Annotated in this window: 12 protein-coding genes, 2 rRNA genes and 1 pseudogene; 12 read left to right on the top strand and 3 right to left on the bottom strand. The window is 72.1% G+C overall.

From position 1 onward, the window contains the following. The first annotated feature begins 236 nt into the window (after positions 1-236). Positions 237-3,346 (top strand): 23S ribosomal RNA (locus ML5_RS30150). Positions 3,347-3,421: 75 nt separating this feature from the next. Beyond that, a 5S ribosomal RNA gene (rrf, locus tag ML5_RS30145) occupies positions 3,422-3,538 on the top strand. A 94-nt stretch (positions 3,539-3,632) separates the two neighbouring features. Here the strand turns inward: rrf and ML5_RS32640 are convergent. Further along, entirely contained in the window at positions 3,633-5,336 is a 1,704-nt protein-coding gene (locus tag ML5_RS32640; protein ID WP_049800129.1) for a hypothetical protein, read from the bottom strand. A 3-nt stretch (positions 5,337-5,339) separates the two neighbouring features. On the opposite strand from ML5_RS32640, the pseudogene ML5_RS33360 reads away from it, so the two are divergent. After that, positions 5,340-5,870, top strand: a pseudogene (locus tag ML5_RS33360) (Replicase polyprotein 1ab); the annotation flags it as partial. 506 nt (positions 5,871-6,376) lie between these two features. Then, a complete protein-coding gene (locus ML5_RS30130; RefSeq protein WP_013477417.1) occupies positions 6,377-7,447 on the top strand; it encodes an HAD-IIA family hydrolase in 1,071 nt (356 codons plus the stop codon). 13 nt (positions 7,448-7,460) lie between these two features. Here ML5_RS30130 and ML5_RS30125 read toward each other — a convergent pair whose 3' ends face one another. Beyond that, the gene (locus ML5_RS30125) at positions 7,461-7,796 is read right to left on the bottom strand and encodes an SCP2 sterol-binding domain-containing protein (protein ID WP_013477416.1); all 336 of its coding nucleotides are present in this window, start codon (positions 7,794-7,796) and stop codon (positions 7,461-7,463) included. A gap of 111 nt (positions 7,797-7,907) precedes the next feature. Here ML5_RS30125 and ML5_RS30120 point away from each other — a divergent pair, with 111 nt between their 5' ends. The 5 genes from ML5_RS30120 to ML5_RS30100 all read left to right on the top strand — a co-directional run bounded on the left by ML5_RS30120 (position 7,908) and on the right by ML5_RS30100 (position 14,661). Then, the gene (locus ML5_RS30120) at positions 7,908-8,489 is read left to right on the top strand and encodes a phasin family protein (protein WP_013477415.1); all 582 of its coding nucleotides are present in this window, start codon (positions 7,908-7,910) and stop codon (positions 8,487-8,489) included. Then, entirely contained in the window at positions 8,486-8,713 is a 228-nt protein-coding gene (locus tag ML5_RS30115; protein WP_013477414.1) for a hypothetical protein, read from the top strand. Before ML5_RS30120 ends, ML5_RS30115 begins: the two co-directional genes overlap by 4 nt. Before the next feature lie 21 nt (positions 8,714-8,734). After that, positions 8,735-9,583, top strand: a complete 849-nt coding sequence (locus ML5_RS30110) for a TlyA family RNA methyltransferase (RefSeq protein WP_013477413.1) — start codon at positions 8,735-8,737, stop codon at positions 9,581-9,583. Further along, positions 9,580-10,464: an NAD kinase gene (locus ML5_RS30105; protein ID WP_013285580.1), complete on the top strand. Its 885-nt coding sequence runs from the start codon at positions 9,580-9,582 to the stop codon at positions 10,462-10,464. Before ML5_RS30110 ends, ML5_RS30105 begins: the two co-directional genes overlap by 4 nt. Positions 10,465-10,932: 468 nt before the next feature. After that, entirely contained in the window at positions 10,933-14,661 is a 3,729-nt protein-coding gene (locus ML5_RS30100; protein WP_013477412.1) for a S8 family serine peptidase, read from the top strand. Positions 14,662-14,707: 46 nt separating this feature from the next. Here the strand turns inward: ML5_RS30100 and ML5_RS30095 are convergent, their stop codons facing one another. Further along, entirely contained in the window at positions 14,708-15,682 is a 975-nt protein-coding gene (locus tag ML5_RS30095) for a helix-turn-helix domain-containing protein (protein WP_013285582.1), read from the bottom strand. 79 nt (positions 15,683-15,761) lie between these two features. Between ML5_RS30095 and recN the strand changes: the two genes are divergently transcribed. From recN to ML5_RS30080, 3 genes are all read left to right on the top strand, one after another. Beyond that, the gene (gene recN / locus ML5_RS30090) at positions 15,762-17,519 is read left to right on the top strand and encodes a DNA repair protein RecN (RefSeq protein ID WP_013285583.1); all 1,758 of its coding nucleotides are present in this window, start codon (positions 15,762-15,764) and stop codon (positions 17,517-17,519) included. Between the two features lie 118 nt (positions 17,520-17,637). After that, positions 17,638-18,816 carry a putative cytokinetic ring protein SteA gene (gene steA / locus ML5_RS30085; RefSeq protein ID WP_013477411.1) on the top strand — a complete coding sequence of 393 codons (1,179 nt, stop codon included), beginning with the start codon at positions 17,638-17,640 and terminating at the stop codon, positions 18,814-18,816. Between the two features lie 27 nt (positions 18,817-18,843). Continuing rightward, the gene (locus ML5_RS30080; protein WP_013285585.1) at positions 18,844-19,785 is read left to right on the top strand and encodes a copper transporter; all 942 of its coding nucleotides are present in this window, start codon (positions 18,844-18,846) and stop codon (positions 19,783-19,785) included. Positions 19,786-19,840 lie beyond the last annotated feature (55 nt).

Here is a 19,840-nt window from a genome sequence, read left to right as displayed (position 1 = left end):
GTGGTGGGAACGAGACTGTGGTGCGGCTGGTGAAGGATGTAAGCACCCTGTTGGGTCCTGAAAGAACAACCCGAGTGGTTGTCTTTCAGAGCCTTGAGACGGACCGAAGGGTCTGTCAGGCGCCAGGCATGGCCTGGTCTCGCAAACCGTGACCATGTGGTGGTTGCAGGTGTGGGGCTGTGGGTTGTGGGTTGGTTGTTTGTTGAGAATTGCACAGTGGACGCGAGCATCTTTGTGGTCAAGTTGTCAAGGGCGAACGGTGGATGCCTTGGCACCAGGAGCCGATGAAGGACGTGGGAGGCCGCGATAGGCCTGGGGGAGCTGTCAACCAAGCTGTGATCCCAGGGTGTCCGAATGGGGAAACCCGGCATCAGTCATGTGATGTCACCCGCACCTGAACACATAGGGTGTGTGGGGGGAACGCGGGGAAGTGAAACATCTCAGTACCCGTAGGAAGAGAAAACAAATAGTGATTCCGTGAGTAGTGGCGAGCGAAAGCGGATTGAGGCTAAACCGGCGGCGTGTGATACCTGTCAGGGGTTGCGTGGTCGGGGTTGTGGGACCCTGCTCAACAGACTGACATCTGTTGGAGAAGTTACAAAGCCAGTGGCTAGTCGAACAGTCTGGAATGGCTGACCGTAGACGGTGATAGTCCGGTAGGTGAAAGCTGCTGGTCTTCTGTGGGTGTTCCCGAGTAGCGGCGGACTCCTGAAATCTGCCGTGAATCTGCCAGGACCACCTGGTAAGCCTAAATACTTCCTGGTGACCGATAGCGGACGAGTACCGTGAGGGAATGGTGAAAAGTACCCCGGGAGGGGAGTGAAATAGTACCTGAAACCGTTCGCCTACAATCCGTCGGAGCCTTGCGGGGTGACGGCGTGCCTTTTGAAGAATGAGCCTGCGAGTTAGTGGCATGTGGCGAGGTTAACCCGTGTGGGGGAGCCGTAGCGAAAGCGAGTCTGAATAGGGCGTTTTTAGTCGCATGCTCTAGACCCGAAGCGGAGTGATCTAGCCATGGGCAGGCTGAAGCGCGGGTAAGACCGCGTGGAGGGCCGAACCCACCAACGTTGAAAAGTTGGGGGATGACCTGTGGTTAGGGGTGAAAGGCCAATCAAACTCCGTGATAGCTGGTTCTCCCCGAAATGCATTTAGGTGCAGCGTCGCGTGTTTCTTGCCGGAGGTAGAGCACTGGATGGTCTAGGGGGCCCACAAGCTTACCGAAATCAGCCAAACTCCGAATGCCGGTAAGTGAGAGCGCGGCAGTGAGACTGCGGGGGATAAGCTTCGTAGTCGAGAGGGAAACAGCCCAGATCACCAGCTAAGGCCCCTAAGCGTGTGCTAAGTGGAAAAGGATGTGGGGTCGCATAGACAACCAGGAGGTTGGCTTAGAAGCAGCCACCCTTTAAAGAGTGCGTAATAGCTCACTGGTCAAGTGGTTCCGCGCCGACAATGTAGCGGGGCTCAAGCACACCGCCGAAGCTGTGGCATTCACATTTTAACTTCGTGCCTCCTTGATGGGGTATGCAGGTGTGTGGATGGGTAGGGGAGCGTCGTGCCGGGGGTGAAGCAGCGGGGTGACCCAGTTGTGGACGCGGCACGAGTGAGAATGCAGGCATGAGTAGCGAAAGAAGGGTGAGAAACCCTTCCGCCGGATGACCAAGGGTTCCAGGGCCAGGCTAATCCGCCCTGGGTGAGTCGGGACCTAAGGCGAGGCCGAGAGGCGTAGTCGATGGACAACGGGTTGATATTCCCGTACCCGCGAAAGAGCGACCCTGACGAACCTCGTTGTGCTAACCACCCGAACTGCCGGCGGTCTTCGGACCAATGGTGGGGAGCGTGGGAACCTGGCGGGTAGTAGTCAAGCGATGGGGTGACGCAGGAAGGTAGCTGAGCCCGGCCGGTGGTTGTGCCGGGGTAAGCGTGTAGGCCGTGCCGTAGGCAAATCCGCGGCGCATGTAGGCTGAGACGTGATGCCGAGCCGATTCAGGTGAAGTCAGTGATCCTATGCTGCCGAGAAAAGCCTCTAGCGAGTTCTTAGCGGCCCGTACCCCAAACCGACACAGGTGGTCAGGTAGAGAATACCGAGGCGATCGGGCGAACTGTGGTTAAGGAACTCGGCAAATTGCCCCCGTAACTTAGGGAGAAGGGGGGCCGGAGACGTGAAGCCCCGCGCGGGTGGAGCGTTGTATGGCCGCAGAGAGCAGGGGGAAGCGACTGTTTACTAAAAACACAGGTCCATGCGAAGAAGTAATTCGATGTATATGGACTGACGCCTGCCCGGTGCTGGAACGTTAAGGGGACCTGTTAGCTCTCACGAGCGAAGCGGAGAACTTAAGCGCCAGTAAACGGCGGTGGTAACTATAACCATCCTAAGGTAGCGAAATTCCTTGTCGGGTAAGTTCCGACCTGCACGAATGGCGTAACGACTTCCCCACTGTCTCAACCACAGGCCCGGCGAAATTGCATTACGAGTAAAGATGCTCGTTACGCGCGGCAGGACGGAAAGACCCCGGGACCTTTACTATAGCTTGACATTGGTATCTGAATTAGCTTGTGTAGGATAGGTGGGAGCCGGTGAAGTCCATACGCCAGTATGGGTGGAGGCAATCTTGAAATACCACTCTGGTTGATTTGGGTATCTAACTTCGGACCGTTATCCGGTTCAGGGACAGTGTCTGGTGGGTAGTTTAACTGGGGCGGTTGCCTCCTAAAGGGTAACGGAGGCGCCCAAAGGTTCCCTCAGCCTGGTTGGCAATCAGGTGTTGAGTGCAAGTGCACAAGGGAGCTTGACTGTGAGACTGACAGGTCGAGCAGGGACGAAAGTCGGGACTAGTGATCCGGCACTGGCATGTGGAAGCGGTGTCGCTCAACGGATAAAAGGTACCCCGGGGATAACAGGCTGATCTTCCCCAAGAGTCCATATCGACGGGATGGTTTGGCACCTCGATGTCGGCTCGTCGCATCCTGGGGCTGTAGCAGGTCCCAAGGGTTGGGCTGTTCGCCCATTAAAGCGGTACGCGAGCTGGGTTTAGAACGTCGTGAGACAGTTCGGTCCCTATCCGCCGTGCGCGTAGGATACTTGAGAAGGGCTGTCCCTAGTACGAGAGGACCGGGACGGACGAACCTCTGGTGTGCCAGTTGTCCCGCCAGGGGCACGGCTGGTTAGCTACGTTCGGAAGGGATAACCGCTGAAAGCATCTAAGCGGGAAGCTCGCTTCAAGATGAGGTATCCCACCCACATTTGTGGGGTAAGGCCCCCAGCTAGACGACTGGGTTGATAGGCCGGAAATGTAAGCCCGGTAACGGGTTCAGTTGACCGGTACTAATAGGCCGAGGACTTGACTACTAAGCTGCTACGCGTCCACTGTGCAACTCTGAACAAACCACCACCCATCAGGGTTGGTTGACATGTTCATAGAGTTACGGCGGTCATGGCGGAGGGGAAACGCCCGGTCACATTCCGAACCCGGAAGCTAAGCCCTCCAGCGCCGATGGTACTGCACTCGGGAGGGTGTGGGAGAGTAGGACACCGCCGGACAATCTTCCAGTCGAGGGCCACCCCAGCAGGGGCGGCCCTCGACTGCGTTAGCGTTCTCGGCGGAAACGCCATCAGGAAGGATGTACCTGTGAGCTCAGGACCCCAGGGCGGGGACCGCCCCCGTCGTTACGAGGATCGCGCCGACCGCGGCCAGGGGCGTGGTGACGCCGGCCGCGACGGCCGTCGCGATGACCGTCCCTCGTACCGGGGCGGCCGCGACGACCGCCCGGGTGGCTTCCGTGGTGGCGACCGTGACAGTGGCGCCCGTGGCGGTGACCGTCGTGAAGGCGGTTTCCGCGGTGGCGATCGCCGCGAGGGCGGTTTCCGCGGCGGCGACCGTGACGGCGGTTTCCGCGGCGGTGAGCGTCGTGAGGGTGGCTTCCGTGGCGGTGACCGTCGTGAAGGCGGCTCCGGCGGCGGTGACCGGCGCGAGGGCGGCTTCCGTGGCGGCGACCGTGAGGGTGGCTTCCGGAGTGGAAGCCGTCCGGGCGGCGACCGTCGCGAAGGCGGCTTCCGGGGCGGCGACCGTGACGGCGGTTTCCGCGGTGGTGAGCGTCGAGAGGGTGGCTTCCGTGGCGGCGACCGCCGCGAAGCCGGCACCCGCGACGGCAGCTTCCGCAGTGGTGACCGCCGTGAGGGCGGCTTCGGCGGTGGCGACCGTCGTGAGGGCGGTGCCCGCGAGGGCGGTTTCCGGGGCGGCGACCGTCGTGAAGGCGGTTTCCGCGGTGGTGAACGGCGCGAGGGCGGTTTCCGTGGCGGTGACCGTGAGGGTGGCTTCCGCGGTGGTGACCGCCGTGAGGGTGGCTTCCGCGGTGGCGACCGTCGTGAGGGCGGTTTCCGTGGTGGGGACCGTCGTGAGGGCGGTGCCCGCGAGGGTGGCTTCCGTGGCGGTGACCGTGAGGGCGGTTTCCGCGGTAGCGACCGCCGTGAGGGCGGCTTCGCCGGTGGTGACCGCCGTGAGGGTGGCTTCCGGGGCGGTGACCGCCGCGAGGGTGGCTTCCGTGGTGGGGATCGTCGTGAAGGCGGCGCCCGTGAGGGTGGTTTCCGCGGTGGCGCCCGTGAGGGTGGCTTCCGTGGTGGGGATCGTCGTGAAGGCGGCGCCCGTGAGGGTGGTTTCCGTGGTGGGGATCGTCGTGAAGGCGGCGCCCGTGAGGGTGGTTTCCGTGGTGGGGATCGTCGTGAGGGCGGCGCCCGTGAGGGTGGTTTCCGTGGTGGGGATCGTCGTGAGGGCGGCGCCCGTGAGGGTGGTTTCCGTGGCGGTGACCGTCGTGAGGGCGGTTTCCGCGGTGGCGACCGCGAGGGTGGTTTCCGTGGTGGGGATCGTCGTGAAGGCGGCGCCCGCGAGGGCGGCTTCCGTGGCGGCGACCGTCGCGAGGGCGGCTACCAGGGCGGCGACAACCGCCGGGAGAGCTACGCCGGCGGCGAGCGCCGCGACGGCGGCTTCCGCGGCGGCGACCGTGACCGTGGCTTCCGGCGCGACGACCGTCGCGATGACCGGCGGCCGGGCGGCTACCGGGGTGAGCGGGACGGTGAGCGCCGTGGCTACGGCGACCGGCCGGGCGGCGACGACCGCCGGACCGGCAACTACGGCCCGCAGCGGGAGCGCCAGGACGAGCGTGGCGAGGGGCGTACCGGTGAGGCGCCGGAGCTGCCGGACGACGTCGTCGCGAGCGACCTCGACTCGGCCGTCCGGGCGGAGCTTCTCTCCCTGGCCAAGCCGGTGGCGGAGACTGTCGCCCGGCACCTGGTCGCGACCGGTCTGCTGATCGACGAGGACCCGGTGCTGGCGCTGGCGCACGCCATGGCGGCCCGCAGGCTCGCGTCGCGGATCGCCGCCGTGCGGGAGGCCGTCGGGCTGGCCGCGTACCACGCGGGTGAGTGGCAGACCGCCATCGCCGAGCTGCGGACGTACCACCGGATGAGCGGCCTGCAGAGCCACCTGGCGGTGCTGGCGGACTGCGAGCGGGCGCTGGGCCGGCCCGAGCGGGCCATCGACCTGTTCCGCGGCGCGGACCGGGACAAGCTCGACCAGGCCGTCGCGATCGAGCTGCTGATCGTGGCCGCCGGGGCGCGCGGCGACCTCGGGCAGAAGGACGCCGCGGTGGCGATGCTCCAGGTGCGCGAGCTGACCGGCGACTCGACCGACCCGTGGGCGGCGCGGCTGCGCTACGCGTACGCGGACGCCCTGCTGGCGGTGGACCGGCGCGAGGAGGCGCGGGAGTGGTTCTCCCGGGCCGCCGACGTCGACTCCGAGGGGGAGACCGACGCCGCCGAGCGGCTGCTGGAGCTGGACGGCGTGGTCATCGAGGGCGACGACGAGCCGGAGGACGACACCGACGCGTCCGAGGCGTCGGCCGAGGACGTCCGCGACGACGACGACCTCGACGACGACGAGGACGAGGACGAGGACGACGAGGACGAGGACGACGACGACGAGGACGACGACGAGGACGACGACGAGGACGACGACGACGACGACGACGACGACGATGACGATGACGATGACGACGACGACCGGGATGACGACGCGCCGCTGAGCGGCGGCGACGACACCTCGGGCGTCGGCGGCGACGACACCTCGGGCGTCGACGGGGACGCGGCACGGGCCGACTACCGGGACCGGGACGCCGGCGATCTGGCCGACGACGAGCTGACCGACACCGAGGCCGGCTCGCTCGCCGCCGACACGCCGACCACCACCGCCACGACCGAGGATCCGGCCACCGCACCGGCCGCCGACGCCCAGGCGCCGGCCGCCGACGTCACCCCGGACGGCAAGGCCGACCGGCCCGCGCCCGGTGACGCCGCGGACGGCGAGGGCGAGGCGGCGGACCGCCGATGACCGGGTACGCCGGTGACACCGCCTCCGGCGCGGATCGGGGCGAACCCGACCGCGCCGGGGCGGTCGGTCGGCTGGTCGACGCGTACTCGCTCGTCGTCTTCGACCTGGACGGCGTCATCTACCTGATCGACCGGCCCATTCCCGGCGCGGTCGAGGCGGTCGGCCGGCTGCATGCCGAGGGGCGCGCGGTCGCGTACGCGACCAACAACGCCTCCCGCCGCTCCAGCGAGGTGGCCGACCTGCTCACCGGCATGGGCGTCGCGGCCCGGCCGGCGGAGGTGCTCACCTCCGCGGCGGCCACCGCCGAACTGCTCCGCGACCGGCTGCCCGAGGGCGCACCCGTGCTCGTGGTCGGCGCGGAGGCGCTGCGCGCCGAGCTGCGTGCGGTGGGCCTGCGGCCGGTGTCCACTGCCGACGAGGAGCCCGCCGCGGTGGCCCAGGGCTACGGCCCGCAGGTCGGCTGGTCCGACCTGGCCGAGGCGTCCCTGGCGGTACGGGCGGGCGCGCCCTGGTACGCCACCAACACCGACCGCACGCTGCCCAGCCCGCGTGGCCCGCTGCCGGGCAACGGCTCGCTCGTCGCGGTGCTGCGGACCGCGCTCGGCCGCGACCCGGACGTGGTGGTGGGCAAGCCGGAGCCGGCGCTGTTCACCACCGCCGCGCGGCGGGCCGGGACCGGGCGCACGCTCGTGGTGGGTGACCGGCTGGACACCGACATCGAGGGTGCCCGCCGGGCCGGGCTGGACAGCCTGCTGGTGCTCACCGGCGTCAGCGACGCCGCCGAGCTGCTGGCCGCACCCGAGGAGCGCCGCCCCGCGTACGTCTCGTTCGACCTGGCGGGCCTGTTCGACCCGGCCGCAGTGGTGGCGGTGCCGGGCCGGGCCGCAGACGACGGCTGGTCGGTGACGGAGGCCGGCGCGGACCTCGTGCTCGACGGCGCGGGACCGCCGCTGGAGGCCCTCGCGGCGCTCTGCGCGCTGGCCTGGTCGACCGGGGCCGGGCCGCGCGTCCGGGCGCAGTCCACGGCGGCGGAGGAGGCCCTCGCCGCGTTCGGTCTGGACGACTGAGGCGCCGGGCCGCTCAGAGCAGCTTGCGGAGCTTCATCAGGTCGAACGGGTTCGCCTTGATCGACACCCGCCGGGAGGCCACCGCCGACATGACGTCGAGCCGGCCGTGCACCAGCGCGACGAGGTCGTCGCTGCCGGTGCTCAGCGCGATCTTGGCCTTCGGGTCGTCGCCGTCGGACAGGTCGACCAGCCGGCCACCCTCCAGCCGCCCGTGGAACGCGGCGCCGAGGTCGGTGATCCGGCAGGCCAGGGTGCGGTCGAGGTCGATGCGTCCCTGTGCCTCGGCGTTGCGGTCCAGCCGCGCGGCCAGGTCGTGCAACGCCTGCCGGCACTCGTCCACGCTGGCCACATCGTCTCCTCACCACGAACCACGCCGTTCCCGGCACCGTACCGCAATGGGGTGTCCGGGGTGCCCGGTAGCGTGGCACCTGCACACCTCGCCCCGCGGAAGGACTCAGGCATGCAGGACGCGTGGCGCGCCTACCTCGAGCTGGCCATGGGCCTGACGGAGGCGCCCCGGAAGAAGGCACAGGACGCGGTCATGCGCGTCGTCGGCCAGGGCGGCGCGACCGCCGCCCAGCTCCAGACGCTCGCCGAGGAACTGGTCGCGACCGGCCTGGCGAACCGGGAGTCGCTGACCAAGCTGGTCCGCTTCGAGGTGGACCGGGCGCTGGGCGCAGTCGGGCTGGCCACCGCCGACGAGGTCGCCGAGCTGACCCGCCGGGTGCACGACCTGGAGCGGCAGCTGCGCGAGGCGCGCGGCCACCTCGGGCCGGGCGACACGCCGCCCGCCGCCGCACCGTCCGGGACAGGCGCGGCGCCGAGGACCGGTTCGCCCGCCGCCGAGTCCTCCCCGGCGACGACCCCGGCCAAGGCCCCCGCGACGACGCCGACGAAGGCGGTGGCGAAGAAGACGGTGGCCAAGAAGGCGATCGCGAAGAAGCCGCCGGCCACCGTGGCCCGTACCCCCGCCGACGGCTCGTCCGCCGCGCCCGCCCGGCCGGCGAAGAAGGCCACCGGGCGCCGGGCGGCCGGCTCGTGACCGCGCCCCGGCCCGGCCCGCCGCAGGGTCCGCGGCCCGGACCGCCCCCGGGGGTACGCCCCGCGCCGGCCGAGGAGATCGGCGAGGCGCGGCACCCGGCGGTGGACGCGGCCGTACTCGGCATGGCCAACGCCGAGGCGCTCGCCCCGGCCGACCAGATCGCCCAGTACGAGGCGGCGTACGAGACGCTGCGCGAGACCCTCGCCACCATCGACCAGGCCTGAGCAGAGGCGGAGACACACCTGATGGCTCGTCGTACCCGGCTGGACGCCGAACTGGTCCGGCGCGGGCTGGCCCGCTCGCGGGAACAGGCCGCCGCGCTCGTGGAGGCCGGTCGCGTCCAGCTGCGCGGAGTGCAGGCGCGCAAGCCCGCGGCGATGGTCGACCCGGCCGACCCGCTGCTGGTCACCGGCGAGGACCCGGCACAGGAGTACGTCTCCCGGGGCGGCCACAAGCTGGCCGGCGCGCTCGCCGCGTTCGCCCCCGGCGGGCTGACCGTCACCGGCCGGCGCTGCCTGGACGCGGGCGCGTCGACAGGCGGTTTCACCGACGTGCTGCTGCGCGGCGGCGCCGCCGAGGTGGTCGCCGTGGACGTCGGCTACGGGCAGCTCGCCTGGTCGCTGCGGACCGACGAGCGGGTGCGGGTGTTCGAGCGCACGAACGTGCGTACCCTCACGCCGGAGGCGATTGGCGGCCCGGTCGACCTGACGGTGGCCGACCTGTCGTTCATCTCGCTGCGGCTGGTGCTGCCGGCGCTTGCGGCGTGCACCGGGCCCGGCGGTGACCTGGCGCTGATGGTGAAGCCGCAGTTCGAGGTCGGCAAGGAGCGCGTCGGCGCCGGCGGTGTGGTCCGCGATCCGGCGCTGCGCGCCGAGGCGGTGCTGGACGTGGCCGCTGCCGCCGCCGGGCTGGGCCTCGGCCTGGCCGGTGTCGCGGCCAGCCCGCTGCCCGGGCCGAGCGGCAACGTCGAGTTCTTCGTATGGTTGCGCGGGGACGCGCCCGCCGCGGATCCGGAGCGGGTCCGCGCGGTGGTGGCCGCCGGCCCGCAGGGCGCCGCCGCGACGGCGGCCACGACCGAGGAGGTGTCCGGATGAGCCGTACCGCGCTGCTGGTCACGCACACCGGCCGTCGACGCAGCACCGAGCACGCCCGCGCGGTGGCAGCCGACCTGATCGCCGCCGGGTTCGAGGTGCGTGTGGTGGCCGAGGAGGCCGACGACCTGGACCTGCCGGGCGTGGTGCCGGTGACCGGGCCGGAGGCCGCCGAGGGCGCCGAGATCGTGTTCGCGCTCGGCGGGGACGGCACGTTCCTGCGCGCCGCCGAGCTGGCCCGCCCGGCCAAGGTGCCGCTGCTCGGGATCAACCTGGGCAAGGTCGGCTTCCTCGCCGAGGCGGAGATCGACGACCTGGACACCGCCGTGCGTGACGTGGTCGACCGCAACTACACGGTGGACGAACGGCTCACCCTGGACGTCACGGCCGAGTTCGAGGGCGGGCCGACCATCGAGTCGTGGGCGCTCAACGAGATCAGCGTGGAGAAGGGCGAACGCGCCCAGATGCTGGAGCTGCTCGTCGACGTGGACGGCCGGCCGCTGTCCCGGTACGGCTGCGACGGCGTGATCTGCGCGACCCCCACCGGCTCGACCGCGTACGCGTTCTCCGGCGGCGGGCCGGTGGTCTGGCCCGAGGTGGAGGCGCTGCTGCTGGTGCCGATCAGCGCGCACGCGTTGTTCAGCCGCCCGCTGGTGACCGCGCCCACGTCGACGTTCGTCATCACCGTCGACCCGTTCACCACACTGGCCGTGCTCTGCTGCGACGGGCGGCGCGTCTACGACCTGCCGCCGGGCGCCCGGGTGACGGTGCGCCGGGGCACGCTGCCGGTGCGCATCGTGCGGCTGCGGGCCCGCCCGTTCACCGACCGGCTGGTGGCCAAGTTCGACCTTCCCGTCCAGGGCTGGCGGGGCAACCGTCGCTGACCAGCGGCTCAGCGGAAATCTCCGTTCGGCCCACCGGTCCCGGCGCTCGCGCGCGTTACGGTGGGCGTACGGGCCGCGAAGAGGTGAGTCCGGGCGCGGCGGTGAGGCCCGCCGCTTCCCGGATGCGGCCCACCTGTCGCGGGCTCGGCCAGGGGGTGGTCGGGGCCGCGACGGTCGGGACGCCGGAGCGTCGTAGCCGGCCGCGGCGGGCGGACCGGCACGCCGTGTCCGGTCGGGTGTCGACCCCGGCCGGGCCGACAGGTCGCAGGGCCGCCGCCGGAGGAAGCGGCGGCACGCGAGCTGGGCGACACGGTCTCCGGCGTCCCGGCCTCCACTCCGTCGTGCTCGTGTCCACCTGGCGACATGTCGCCGGTGCGGCGGCCCGTACCCGGTGACCAGGTGGCGGACGCCGTCGCAGACTCCGATCGCCGGTCTCACGAGGCCGGCCTCGGAGTAGAGGAGCGTCACATGCACCGGTTCCCCCGCTGGCTCGCCGCCGGCGCGGCCGGGGCGTTGGTGGTCGGGCTCGCCGTACCGGCGTCCGCCGTACCGCCCGCCCGGCCCGCCGGCCCGCCCCCGGGCACATCCGCCCCGGGCGCGCCGCCCGCCCGCGTCACGCTGATCACCGGCGACCAGGTCGAGCTGGTCCAGGCCGCGCAGGGCCGGATCGCCGCCACTGTCCACCCCGGGCCGGGCCGGGACCGGATCGTCTTCCAGACCACGCAGGCCGACGGCGGGCTGCGGGTGCTCCCCGCCGACGTCGTGCCGTACGTGTCGGCGGGCGTGCTCGACCCGGACCTGTTCGAGGTGCAGGAACTGGCCGAGCAGGGCTACGGCGACGCGGGCCTCACGGCGCTGCCGCTGATCGTGCGCTACCGGGAACCGGCCGCCGGGCGGGTGCGCCCCCTCGCCGTCGCCGCCGAGTCCCGTCCGCTGTCCAGCATCAACGGCGCCGCGCTGCGTGTCGACAAGGACGACCTGGGCGCGCTGTGGACGTCGCTGCGGGAGACGCCGCAGGCCCGCACCGCGGGTGCCGGACCGGTCCGGCTCGGCGCGGGCGTGGAGCGCGTGTGGCTGGACGGGCGGGCCCGGGTGGCGCTGGAGCACAGCGTCCCGCAGATCGGTGCGCCCGCCGCGTGGGCGGCCGGGCGCGACGGCGCCGGCGTGCGGGTCGCGGTGCTCGACACCGGCGTGGACGCCGACCACCCCGACCTGGCCGGCCGCGTCGCCGAGGCGCGCGACTTCACCGGCGGCGGCAGCGCCCGGGACGGCCACGGCCACGGCACCCACGTGGCGGCCACCGTCGCCGGCAGCGGCGCGGCCTCCGCAGGGCTGCGCAAGGGCGTCGCGCCCGGCGCGCGGCTGCTGGTCGGCAAGGTGCTCGACGACTCCGGCTCCGGCTACGACTCCGGCATCATCGCCGGCATGGAGTGGGCCGCGCGCTCCGGCGCCAAGGTGGTCAGCATGAGCCTCGGCGGCGCGCCCACCGACGGCACCGACCCGATGAGCCAGGCCGTGAACGACCTCACCGCCGAAACCGGCGCGCTGTTCGTGATCGCCGCCGGCAACGACGGTGAGCCGCGCAGCGTCGGCTCGCCCGGCGCGGCCACCGCCGCGCTCACCGTCGGCGCCGTCGACCGCGACGACGTGCTCGCCGACTTCTCCAGCCGCGGCCCGCGCCTGGGCGACAACGGCCTGAAGCCGGAGATCACCGCACCGGGCGTCGGCATCGTCGCCGCCCGCGCCGCCGGCACCACCATGGGTACGCCTGTGGACGACGCCTACACCCGCGCCTCGGGCACCTCGATGGCCACGCCGCACGTCGCGGGCGCGGCCGCCGTACTCGCCCAGGAGCACCCCGGGTGGAGCGCCGCGCAACTGAAGGACGCGCTGGTCAGCACCACCCGCCCGAGCACCGGCGCGACGGTGTTCGAGCAGGGCGCCGGGCGGGTCGACGTGGCCCGGGCGCTGCGCCAGCGGGTGTACGGCACGGCCACCGCCGACTTCGGCCGGCTGACCACCGGCGGGCCGGCCGCGACCCGGACGGTGCGCTACGTCAACGGCACCGAAGCCGCGCAGACGCTGCGTCTGGCGCTGGAGCTGCGCAACCTGGACAGCGGCGCGGCCGAGACCGACGGCCTGACACTCGACGCCGGCACGGTGACGGTGCCGGCCGGCGGCGGTGTGGACGTGCCGCTGCGCGCCGACCCGGCCCGGCTGGACCGGGGCCCGCACGGCGGCTGGCTGGTCGCCACCGGCACGGACGGCGTGACGGTGCGGACCGCGGTCGGGCTAACGCTCAGCGGCCCGCAGCACACGGTGACGCTGCGCGCGCTGGACCTGGCCGGGCGGCCCGGATCGTCGCCGGTGGTGACGCTGTTCGGCGAGCACCCGGAGTCGGACGCGATGGGCTGGCTCGGCGTCGGCGACGAGTGGCGGATCCAGGTGGAGGAGGGGCCGTACCTGCTGCACGCGCTGATCGAGCACGGCGCGCCGCTGGACGAGCAGCTCACCCTGGTCACCGACCCGGAGCTGACAGTGGACCGGGACCTCACGGTGGTGCTCGACCCGCGGCGCGGCACGCCGGTACGGATCGAGACGCCGAAACCGTCCGAGCAGCGGGCCGTCCTGAGCTTCTACCAGCACCGGGTGTTCGGCAACGGCCGGCAGGTCGACCACGGCGTGATGACGTTCAGCACCGTGCAGCAGCTCAACGTCACCCCGACCCGGCAGGTGCGCCACGGCGAGTTCGAGTTCTCCTCGCGCTGGCAGCTCGTCGCACCGATGGTCGACATCGACGTCAGCGGCGTGTCCGGCGCGCTGGACGTCAACCTGATGGGTCAGTCACCGGCCCCGGCCGGGCGGCAGCGGCTACGCCTGGTCGCCGCCGGCACCGGCGCACCCGGTGAGCTGGCCGGCGTGCGGGGCGCGGCGGCGCTGCTCACCGCGTCCGCCGACCGGTCCGAGGAGGAGCAGGTGGCCGCTGCGGCGGCGGCCGGCGCGAGGGCGGTGCTGATCGTCCGGCCGGCGGACCAGAGCGCGTGGACGGTGTGGCGTCCGACCGGGGAGCGGCTGCCGGCACCGGCGCTCGCGGTGGCGTACGACGACGGGCAGCGGATGCTCGCGGCGGCGCGTACCGGCCGGGCCCGGATGGACCTGACGCTCACCGTTGACAGCCCGTACCTCTACGACGTGTTCCAGGTGTCGAAGGGCCGGGTGCCGGAGCGGATCCTCCACCGGGTCACCGCCGCGAACACGGCCGAGGTGACCGCGCGCTACGGCGACACCGGCGGCCTGGACTGGGCCACCGAGCAGCGGTTCGGGTGGCGGCCCTGGCAGGAGTTCTCCTGGAACGACGACCAGCGGATGGTGCGTACCGGGACGACCCGGCGGGAGTACGTCAGCTCCGGTGACTCGTGGTGGCAGCACCGGGTGCTGCACCGAATGATGTTCTCCACCATGGGGACGCTGACCGGCGGCCTGTCCGACCGGCCCCGGCGCTACGCGGCCACCGACCGGACCACCGAGTCGTGGCACACGCCGCTGGTGCGTCCCGCCGTGCCGGCCGGTGCGGCCGCGCCGAGCCGGACCGCTGACACGCTCGACCTGAGGGTGGCCGAGTTCGTCGACGCCGACGGTCACGCCGGCGTGGACAACCGGTCGGAGGAGCAGGACACGGTGACCCGCCGGGTCAGCCGGGACGGGCAGCCGATCGCCGACCTGTCCGCCGGCTGGGCGCCGGTGCCTGCCACCGCCGGTCCGGCCCGCTACCGCCTCGACGTGACAACGGCACGGTCGTCGGCGGAATGGCGGTGGGCGACCCGTACCGAGACGGCGTGGGAGTTCACCTCGGCCCGCCCGTCCGGTGACGCGGCCCGGCCGCTGCCGCTGCTCCAGGTCGACTACCGGGTGCCGGCCGACCTGCGCGGCGAGGTGCCCGGCAGGCGGAAGCACACCGTCGGGCTGACGCTGCGCCACCTGGCCGGCCTGCCCGCGCCGGCCGGCACGACGGTACGCGCCGAGGTGTCGTTCGACGGCGGACGCACCTGGCGTACGGCGCCGGTACGCGGCTCCGGCACCCGGTTCACCGCCGAGGTGCCGGCCGGGCGCGGCACGGTGTCGCTGCGCGTCTCGGCGCGGGACCGGTCCGGCAGCACCGTGACGCAGACCGTGATCGACGCGTACGGGCTGCGATGAGACGCCGGGGCGGGGCGGTCCTGGGGCCGTCCCGCCCCGGCCCCGGTCAGATCCAGCCGCGCCGGGCGGCCTGGAACGCCAGCCCGGGCCGGGTGTCCACACCGGCGGCGGCCATCAGGTCGGCCAGCCGCCGCTGCACGGTACGCCGGCTCACCCCGAGCTGTGACGCGATCGACTTGTCCGGCACCCCGGCGACGAACAGCGACAGCAGCCGCGCCTCGTCGCCGTCGGGCTGGTAGCCGGTGGCGGCCCGGTCGGCGGGCGTGCCGAGCGGCGTCGCCATCAGCCAGTGGCTCTCGAAGAGCGCCAGCAGGGCGTCCAGCAACTGGCTGCGGCCGATCACCGCGGCCGTCGGCTCCCCGCCGTCGCGGTCGGGCACCAGCGGGCACACCGCGGTACGACCGTCCACCACGGCCAGTCGCACCGGCAGCCGGTCCAGCACCCGGGCCTGCTCCCCGGCGCGTACGCCCCGCTCCACGTCCGCGAGCGCGCCCGGCTCCAGCAGCATGGCCCGTTCGTAGATGGCCCGGTAGCGCACGCCGCGGGCGAGCGCGTCGAACTCCTCGACGTTCTCCGGTCCGGGCATCGCCAGCGGGTTCGCCCGGCAGAACCAGAGCACCTCCTCGCGCGCGCCGTTCTGCAGCTCGCGCAGCCGTTCCCGCAGCCCCCGCGCGCCGGTGACCACCTCGACCAGGTGCGCGGCGTCGTGGCGGCGCATCCCGGCCCGGTAGTCCTCGGCGAGCCGGCTGACAGCGGCGCGGGCCTCCTCCAGCGCGGACTGGCGGCGCAGCAGCGCCTCGCCCAACGGCACGTCCGGCGCGAGCGGCCGCAGCGGCGCGTCCGGTTCCGGCCCGGTCGGCAGCACGAGACCCTTGTCCCGCAAGGCGTCCAGCCGGGCGGCGACCTCCGCGCGGGGCCGTCCCAGCCGCTGTGCGAGCTCACCGGCCCGGGCCGTGTTCGCCCGTACCAGGCTGCGGTAGAGCTCCTCCTCGTCCGGGGTCAGGCCGATCTCCTCCAGCACGGGGCTGAACTGTACGGGTGCCTGCGGCTCGCCCTGCCGGCTGGTCAACTGTCACACGGCGGGGCTACTGTCGGGTGCTGTGCTGGAAGAGCTGCGCATCACCGGACTGGGCGTCATCGAGGACACCACGCTGCCGCTGGCCGCGGGGATGAACGTCATCACCGGCGAGACCGGCGCCGGCAAGACCATGGTGGTGACCGGCCTCGGCCTGCTCTTCGGCGGCCGCGCCGACGCCGGCCGGGTGCGCGCCCAGCCGGGCCGCGCGGCGGTGGAGGGCCGGCTGCGCCTGAGCGGCCGGGTGGCCGAGGCGGTGCACGCCCGCATCCTCGACGCCGGCGGCGAGCCCGACGAGGACGGCTCGCTGCTGCTCAGCCGCACCGTGACCATCGAGGGCCGCTCCCGGGCGCACCTGGGCGGGCGCGCCATGCCGGTGTCCACGCTCGGCGAGGTCGGCGAGCAGGTGCTCGCAGTGCACGGCCAGTCCGACCAGCTGCGGCTGCTGCGCCCGGCCGAGCAGCGCGCCTCGCTCGACCGGTTCGCCGGGCCCGAGCACGAGAAGCTGCTCGACGCGCTGCGCGAGACGTACGCCCGGTGGCGCACCGTCGTCGACGACCTGGCCGACCGGCGGCGCAACGCCCGCGAGCGCAACCAGGAGGCCGACCTGCTGCGGCTGGGCCTGGACGAGATCACCCGGGTCGACCCGCAGCCGGGGGAGGACGACGAGCTGAAGGCCGAGGCGCAGCGGCTGGAGCACGCCGAGGGGTTGCGTACCGCCGCGCAGGTGGCGCAGCAGTGCGTGGCCGGCGGCGTCGAGGCGACCGACGAGACGCCGGACGCGACGGTGCTGCTCGGCACCGCGCGGCGCACGCTGGAGGCGCAGGCCGGCACCGACCCGGCGCTGGGTGAGCTGGCGGCCCGGCTGGAGGAGGCGGCCACGCTCGTCACCGACGTGGCCGCGGAGCTGTCGGCCTACCTGGCCGCGCTGGACGCCGACCCGGCCCGCCTGCAGACCGTCTACGAGCGGCGGGCCGCGCTGCGCGCGCTCACCCGCAAGTACGCCGACGACGTCGACGGCGTGGTGGCGTGGGCCGAGCGGGCCCGCACGCGGCTGTCCGATCTGGACACCTCCGACGAGCTGCTGGACGAGCTGGACCGCGAGGCGACCCGGCTCGCCGGTGAGGTGGCCGACCTGGCCGGCCGGGTGTCGGCGTCCCGGCGGGAGGCGGCGGTCCGCTTCGCCGAGGAGGTGACAGTCGAGCTGGCCGGGCTGGCGATGCCGCACGCCCGCATCGAGGTGGCGGTGCTGCCGCGACCGGCGGGCCGGTCCGAGCCGAGCCTGCCGGTCAACGGCGTCGAGACCGGCGTCGGCGCGGACGGCGCCGACGAGGTGGAGCTGCGGCTGCTGGCGCACCCGGGCGCGCCGGCGCTGCCGTTGCAGAAGGGCGCGTCCGGCGGTGAGCTGTCCCGGGTGATGCTCGCCATCGAGGTGGTCTTCGCCGGCTCCGGCGGCCCGCCCACGCTGGTGTTCGACGAGGTCGACGCCGGTGTCGGCGGCCAGGCCGCGGTGGAGATCGGCCGTCGGCTGGCCCGGCTGGCCCGCAGTCACCAGGTGCTCGTGGTCACGCACCTGCCGCAGGTCGCCGCGTTCGCCGACCGGCATCTGGTGGTGGCCAAGGACACCGGGGGAGCGGTCACCACGAGCGGGGTGCGCGTGGTGGAGGACACCGAGCGCGCCCGGGAACTGGCCCGGATGCTCGCCGGTTTGCCGGACTCGGATCTGGGTATCGCCCATGCCGAGGAGCTCCTGGCCGTGGCGGCCAAGGAAAGGCGTCCGTGATACCCCGATTGTGAGCGCAAGCACACCGGCGCGGGTTCCGGTGTGCTTCCCTGGGTAGGCGGCCCTGCTCAGGCATGTCGCGACAGCAAAACCTGCCTCACATGCCAGGATGGTCACGATGCGTCTACCCACACTGCGCCGGAGCCGGAACCCGGAGCCGGGCTCCATCGTCGGCACCGCGCGCCTCGACCGCCGGACGAAACGGCTGGTCGGGCGGCTGCGACCCGGCGACATCGCGGTCATCGACCACGTCGACCTGGACCGGGTGGCGGCCGACTCGCTCGTCGCGGTGGGTGTGGCGGCGGTCCTCAACGCCAAGCCGTCGGTCTCCGGCCGCTATCCCAACCTCGGCCCGGAGGTGCTGGTCTCGGCCGGCATCCCGCTGCTGGACGACCTCGGCGAGAGCGTCTTCGAGCAGGTCCGCGAGGGCGACCGGGTCCGCATCGAGGGCAACACCGTCTTCGTCGGCGACGATCCGGTCGCGCACGGCTCGTTGCAGGACGCCGAAACAGTGGCCAAGTCGATGGCCGACGCCCGGGAGGGCCTGTCGGTGCAGTTGGAGGCGTTCGCCGCCAACACGATGGACTACCTGCGCCAGGAACGCGACCTGCTGCTCGACGGCGTCGGCGTGCCGGAGATCCAGACCCAGATCCAGGGCCGGCACTGCCTGATCGTGGTGCGCGGCTACGACTACAAGGCCGACCTGGACGTGCTGCGCCCGTACATCCGGGAGTTCAAGCCGGTGCTCATCGGCGTGGACGGCGGCGCCGACGCGCTGGTCGAGGCGGGCTACACCCCAGACATGATCATCGGGGACATGGACTCGGTCACCGACGACGTGCTGCGCTGCGGCGCCGAGGTGATCGTGCACGCCTACCCGGACGGGCGGGCGCCGGGCCTGGCCCGGGTCAACGGGCTCGGCGTACCGGCGATCACCTTCCCGGCGGCGGCCACCAGCGAGGACCTGGCCATGCTGCTGGCCGACGAGAAGGGCGCGTCGCTGCTGGTGGCGGTCGGCACGCACGCCACCCTGGTGGAGTTCCTCGACAAGGGGCGCGGCGGCATGGCGTCGACGTTCCTGACCCGGCTGAAGGTCGGTGGCAAGCTGGTCGACGCCAAGGGCGTCAGCCGGCTCTACCGGCAGAGCATCTCCGGGTCGTCGCTGCTGCTGCTGGTCCTGTCGGCGGTGGCCGCGATGGCCTCCGCGGTGGCGGTCTCCACCGTCGGGAAGGCGTATCTGGGCGTGGTCTCCGAATGGTGGGACAATTTCGTGTTCCAGCTCGGCCAGCTCTTCTAGCTCCCCGACGATCAAGAGGCTGCAAGCGTGATCAACTTTCGCTACCACGTGGTGTCCCTGACCGCGGTGTTCCTGGCGCTGGCGATCGGCCTGGTGGTCGGCACAGCCGCCCTCAACGGGCCGGTCGCCGACTCGCTCCGGGAGAACGTCAACGGCCTGCGCAAGGACAACTCGCTGATGCGCCAGTCGGTCAACAGCATGCAGAAGCAGCTGGAGACCGAGGAGGACTTCGCCGCCGAGATGGCCCAGCTCGTCCTGCCCGGCAAGCTGACCGGCCGCCGGGTGCTGGTGCTCACCCTGCCCAGCGGCCGGGACCAGGCCGAGGGCGTGGTGAAGATGCTCCAGACCGCCGGCGCCGACGTCACCGGCCGCATCGACGTGCAGGACAAGTTCGTCAACCCGGACAGCAACAACAACCTGCTGGAGCTGGCGGTCACCGCCGCCCGCCCGAACAGCGCCCCCACCGGCAACCTGCCCGGTAACGGGCACGGCGTGGAGACCTCCAGCGCGCTGCTGGCCAACGTGCTGGTGGACCGCCCGGCCGGGAGCCCGCCGGTCAGCGACGCCGACCGGCGCGCCGTGCTGGAGCAGTACGCCACCGCCGGCTACCTCACCCCGGCGGACCGGATCTCCACCGCCGCCGAGGCGGTGGTGATGGTCACCGGCCAGCCGTACGTGGACAAGGACTCGGCGAAGAAGGACGAGTCGGTGGTGAAGATCGCCGAGCAGTTCGACCGGGCCGGCGCGCTCGTGGTCGCCGGCATGGGCTCGACCGGCGGGAACCTGGTCTCCGTGGTCCGCGGCGACCCGGTGCTGTCGCAGACCATCTCCACCGTCGACAACGCCAACACCGTGCAGGGCCAGCTGGTCACCAGCCTCGCCCTGGCGCAGCAGCTCACCGAGAAGAAGACCGGCCAGTACGGCGTGGGCGACAACGCCGCCGCCCGGGTGCCTACACTGCCCCGGTGACCGCTCCGGGCCGCCCGGTCCGTGCCCGCGTCGCGTTCGAAGTCCGGATCGAGGA

It is taken from the genome of Micromonospora sp. L5 (assembly GCF_000177655.2).
GTDB classification, from domain to species: Bacteria; Actinomycetota; Actinomycetes; order Mycobacteriales; family Micromonosporaceae; genus Micromonospora; species Micromonospora aurantiaca.
This window is presented reverse-complemented; position numbering and strand designations above follow the sequence as displayed.

Bases quoted from the DNA above. Each gene is read 5' to 3' on its own strand.
- ML5_RS30130 (WP_013477417.1), top strand. From the start codon at position 6,377: ATGACCGGGTACGCCGGTGACACCGCCTCCGGCGCGGATCGGGGCGAA.
- ML5_RS30120 (WP_013477415.1), top strand. From the start codon at position 7,908: ATGCAGGACGCGTGGCGCGCCTACCTCGAGCTGGCCATGGGCCTGACG.
- ML5_RS30110 (WP_013477413.1), top strand. From the start codon at position 8,735: ATGGCTCGTCGTACCCGGCTGGACGCCGAACTGGTCCGGCGCGGGCTG.
- ML5_RS30105 (WP_013285580.1), top strand. From the start codon at position 9,580: ATGAGCCGTACCGCGCTGCTGGTCACGCACACCGGCCGTCGACGCAGC.
- ML5_RS30100 (WP_013477412.1), top strand. From the start codon at position 10,933: ATGCACCGGTTCCCCCGCTGGCTCGCCGCCGGCGCGGCCGGGGCGTTG.
- steA (WP_013477411.1), top strand. From the start codon at position 17,638: ATGCGTCTACCCACACTGCGCCGGAGCCGGAACCCGGAGCCGGGCTCC.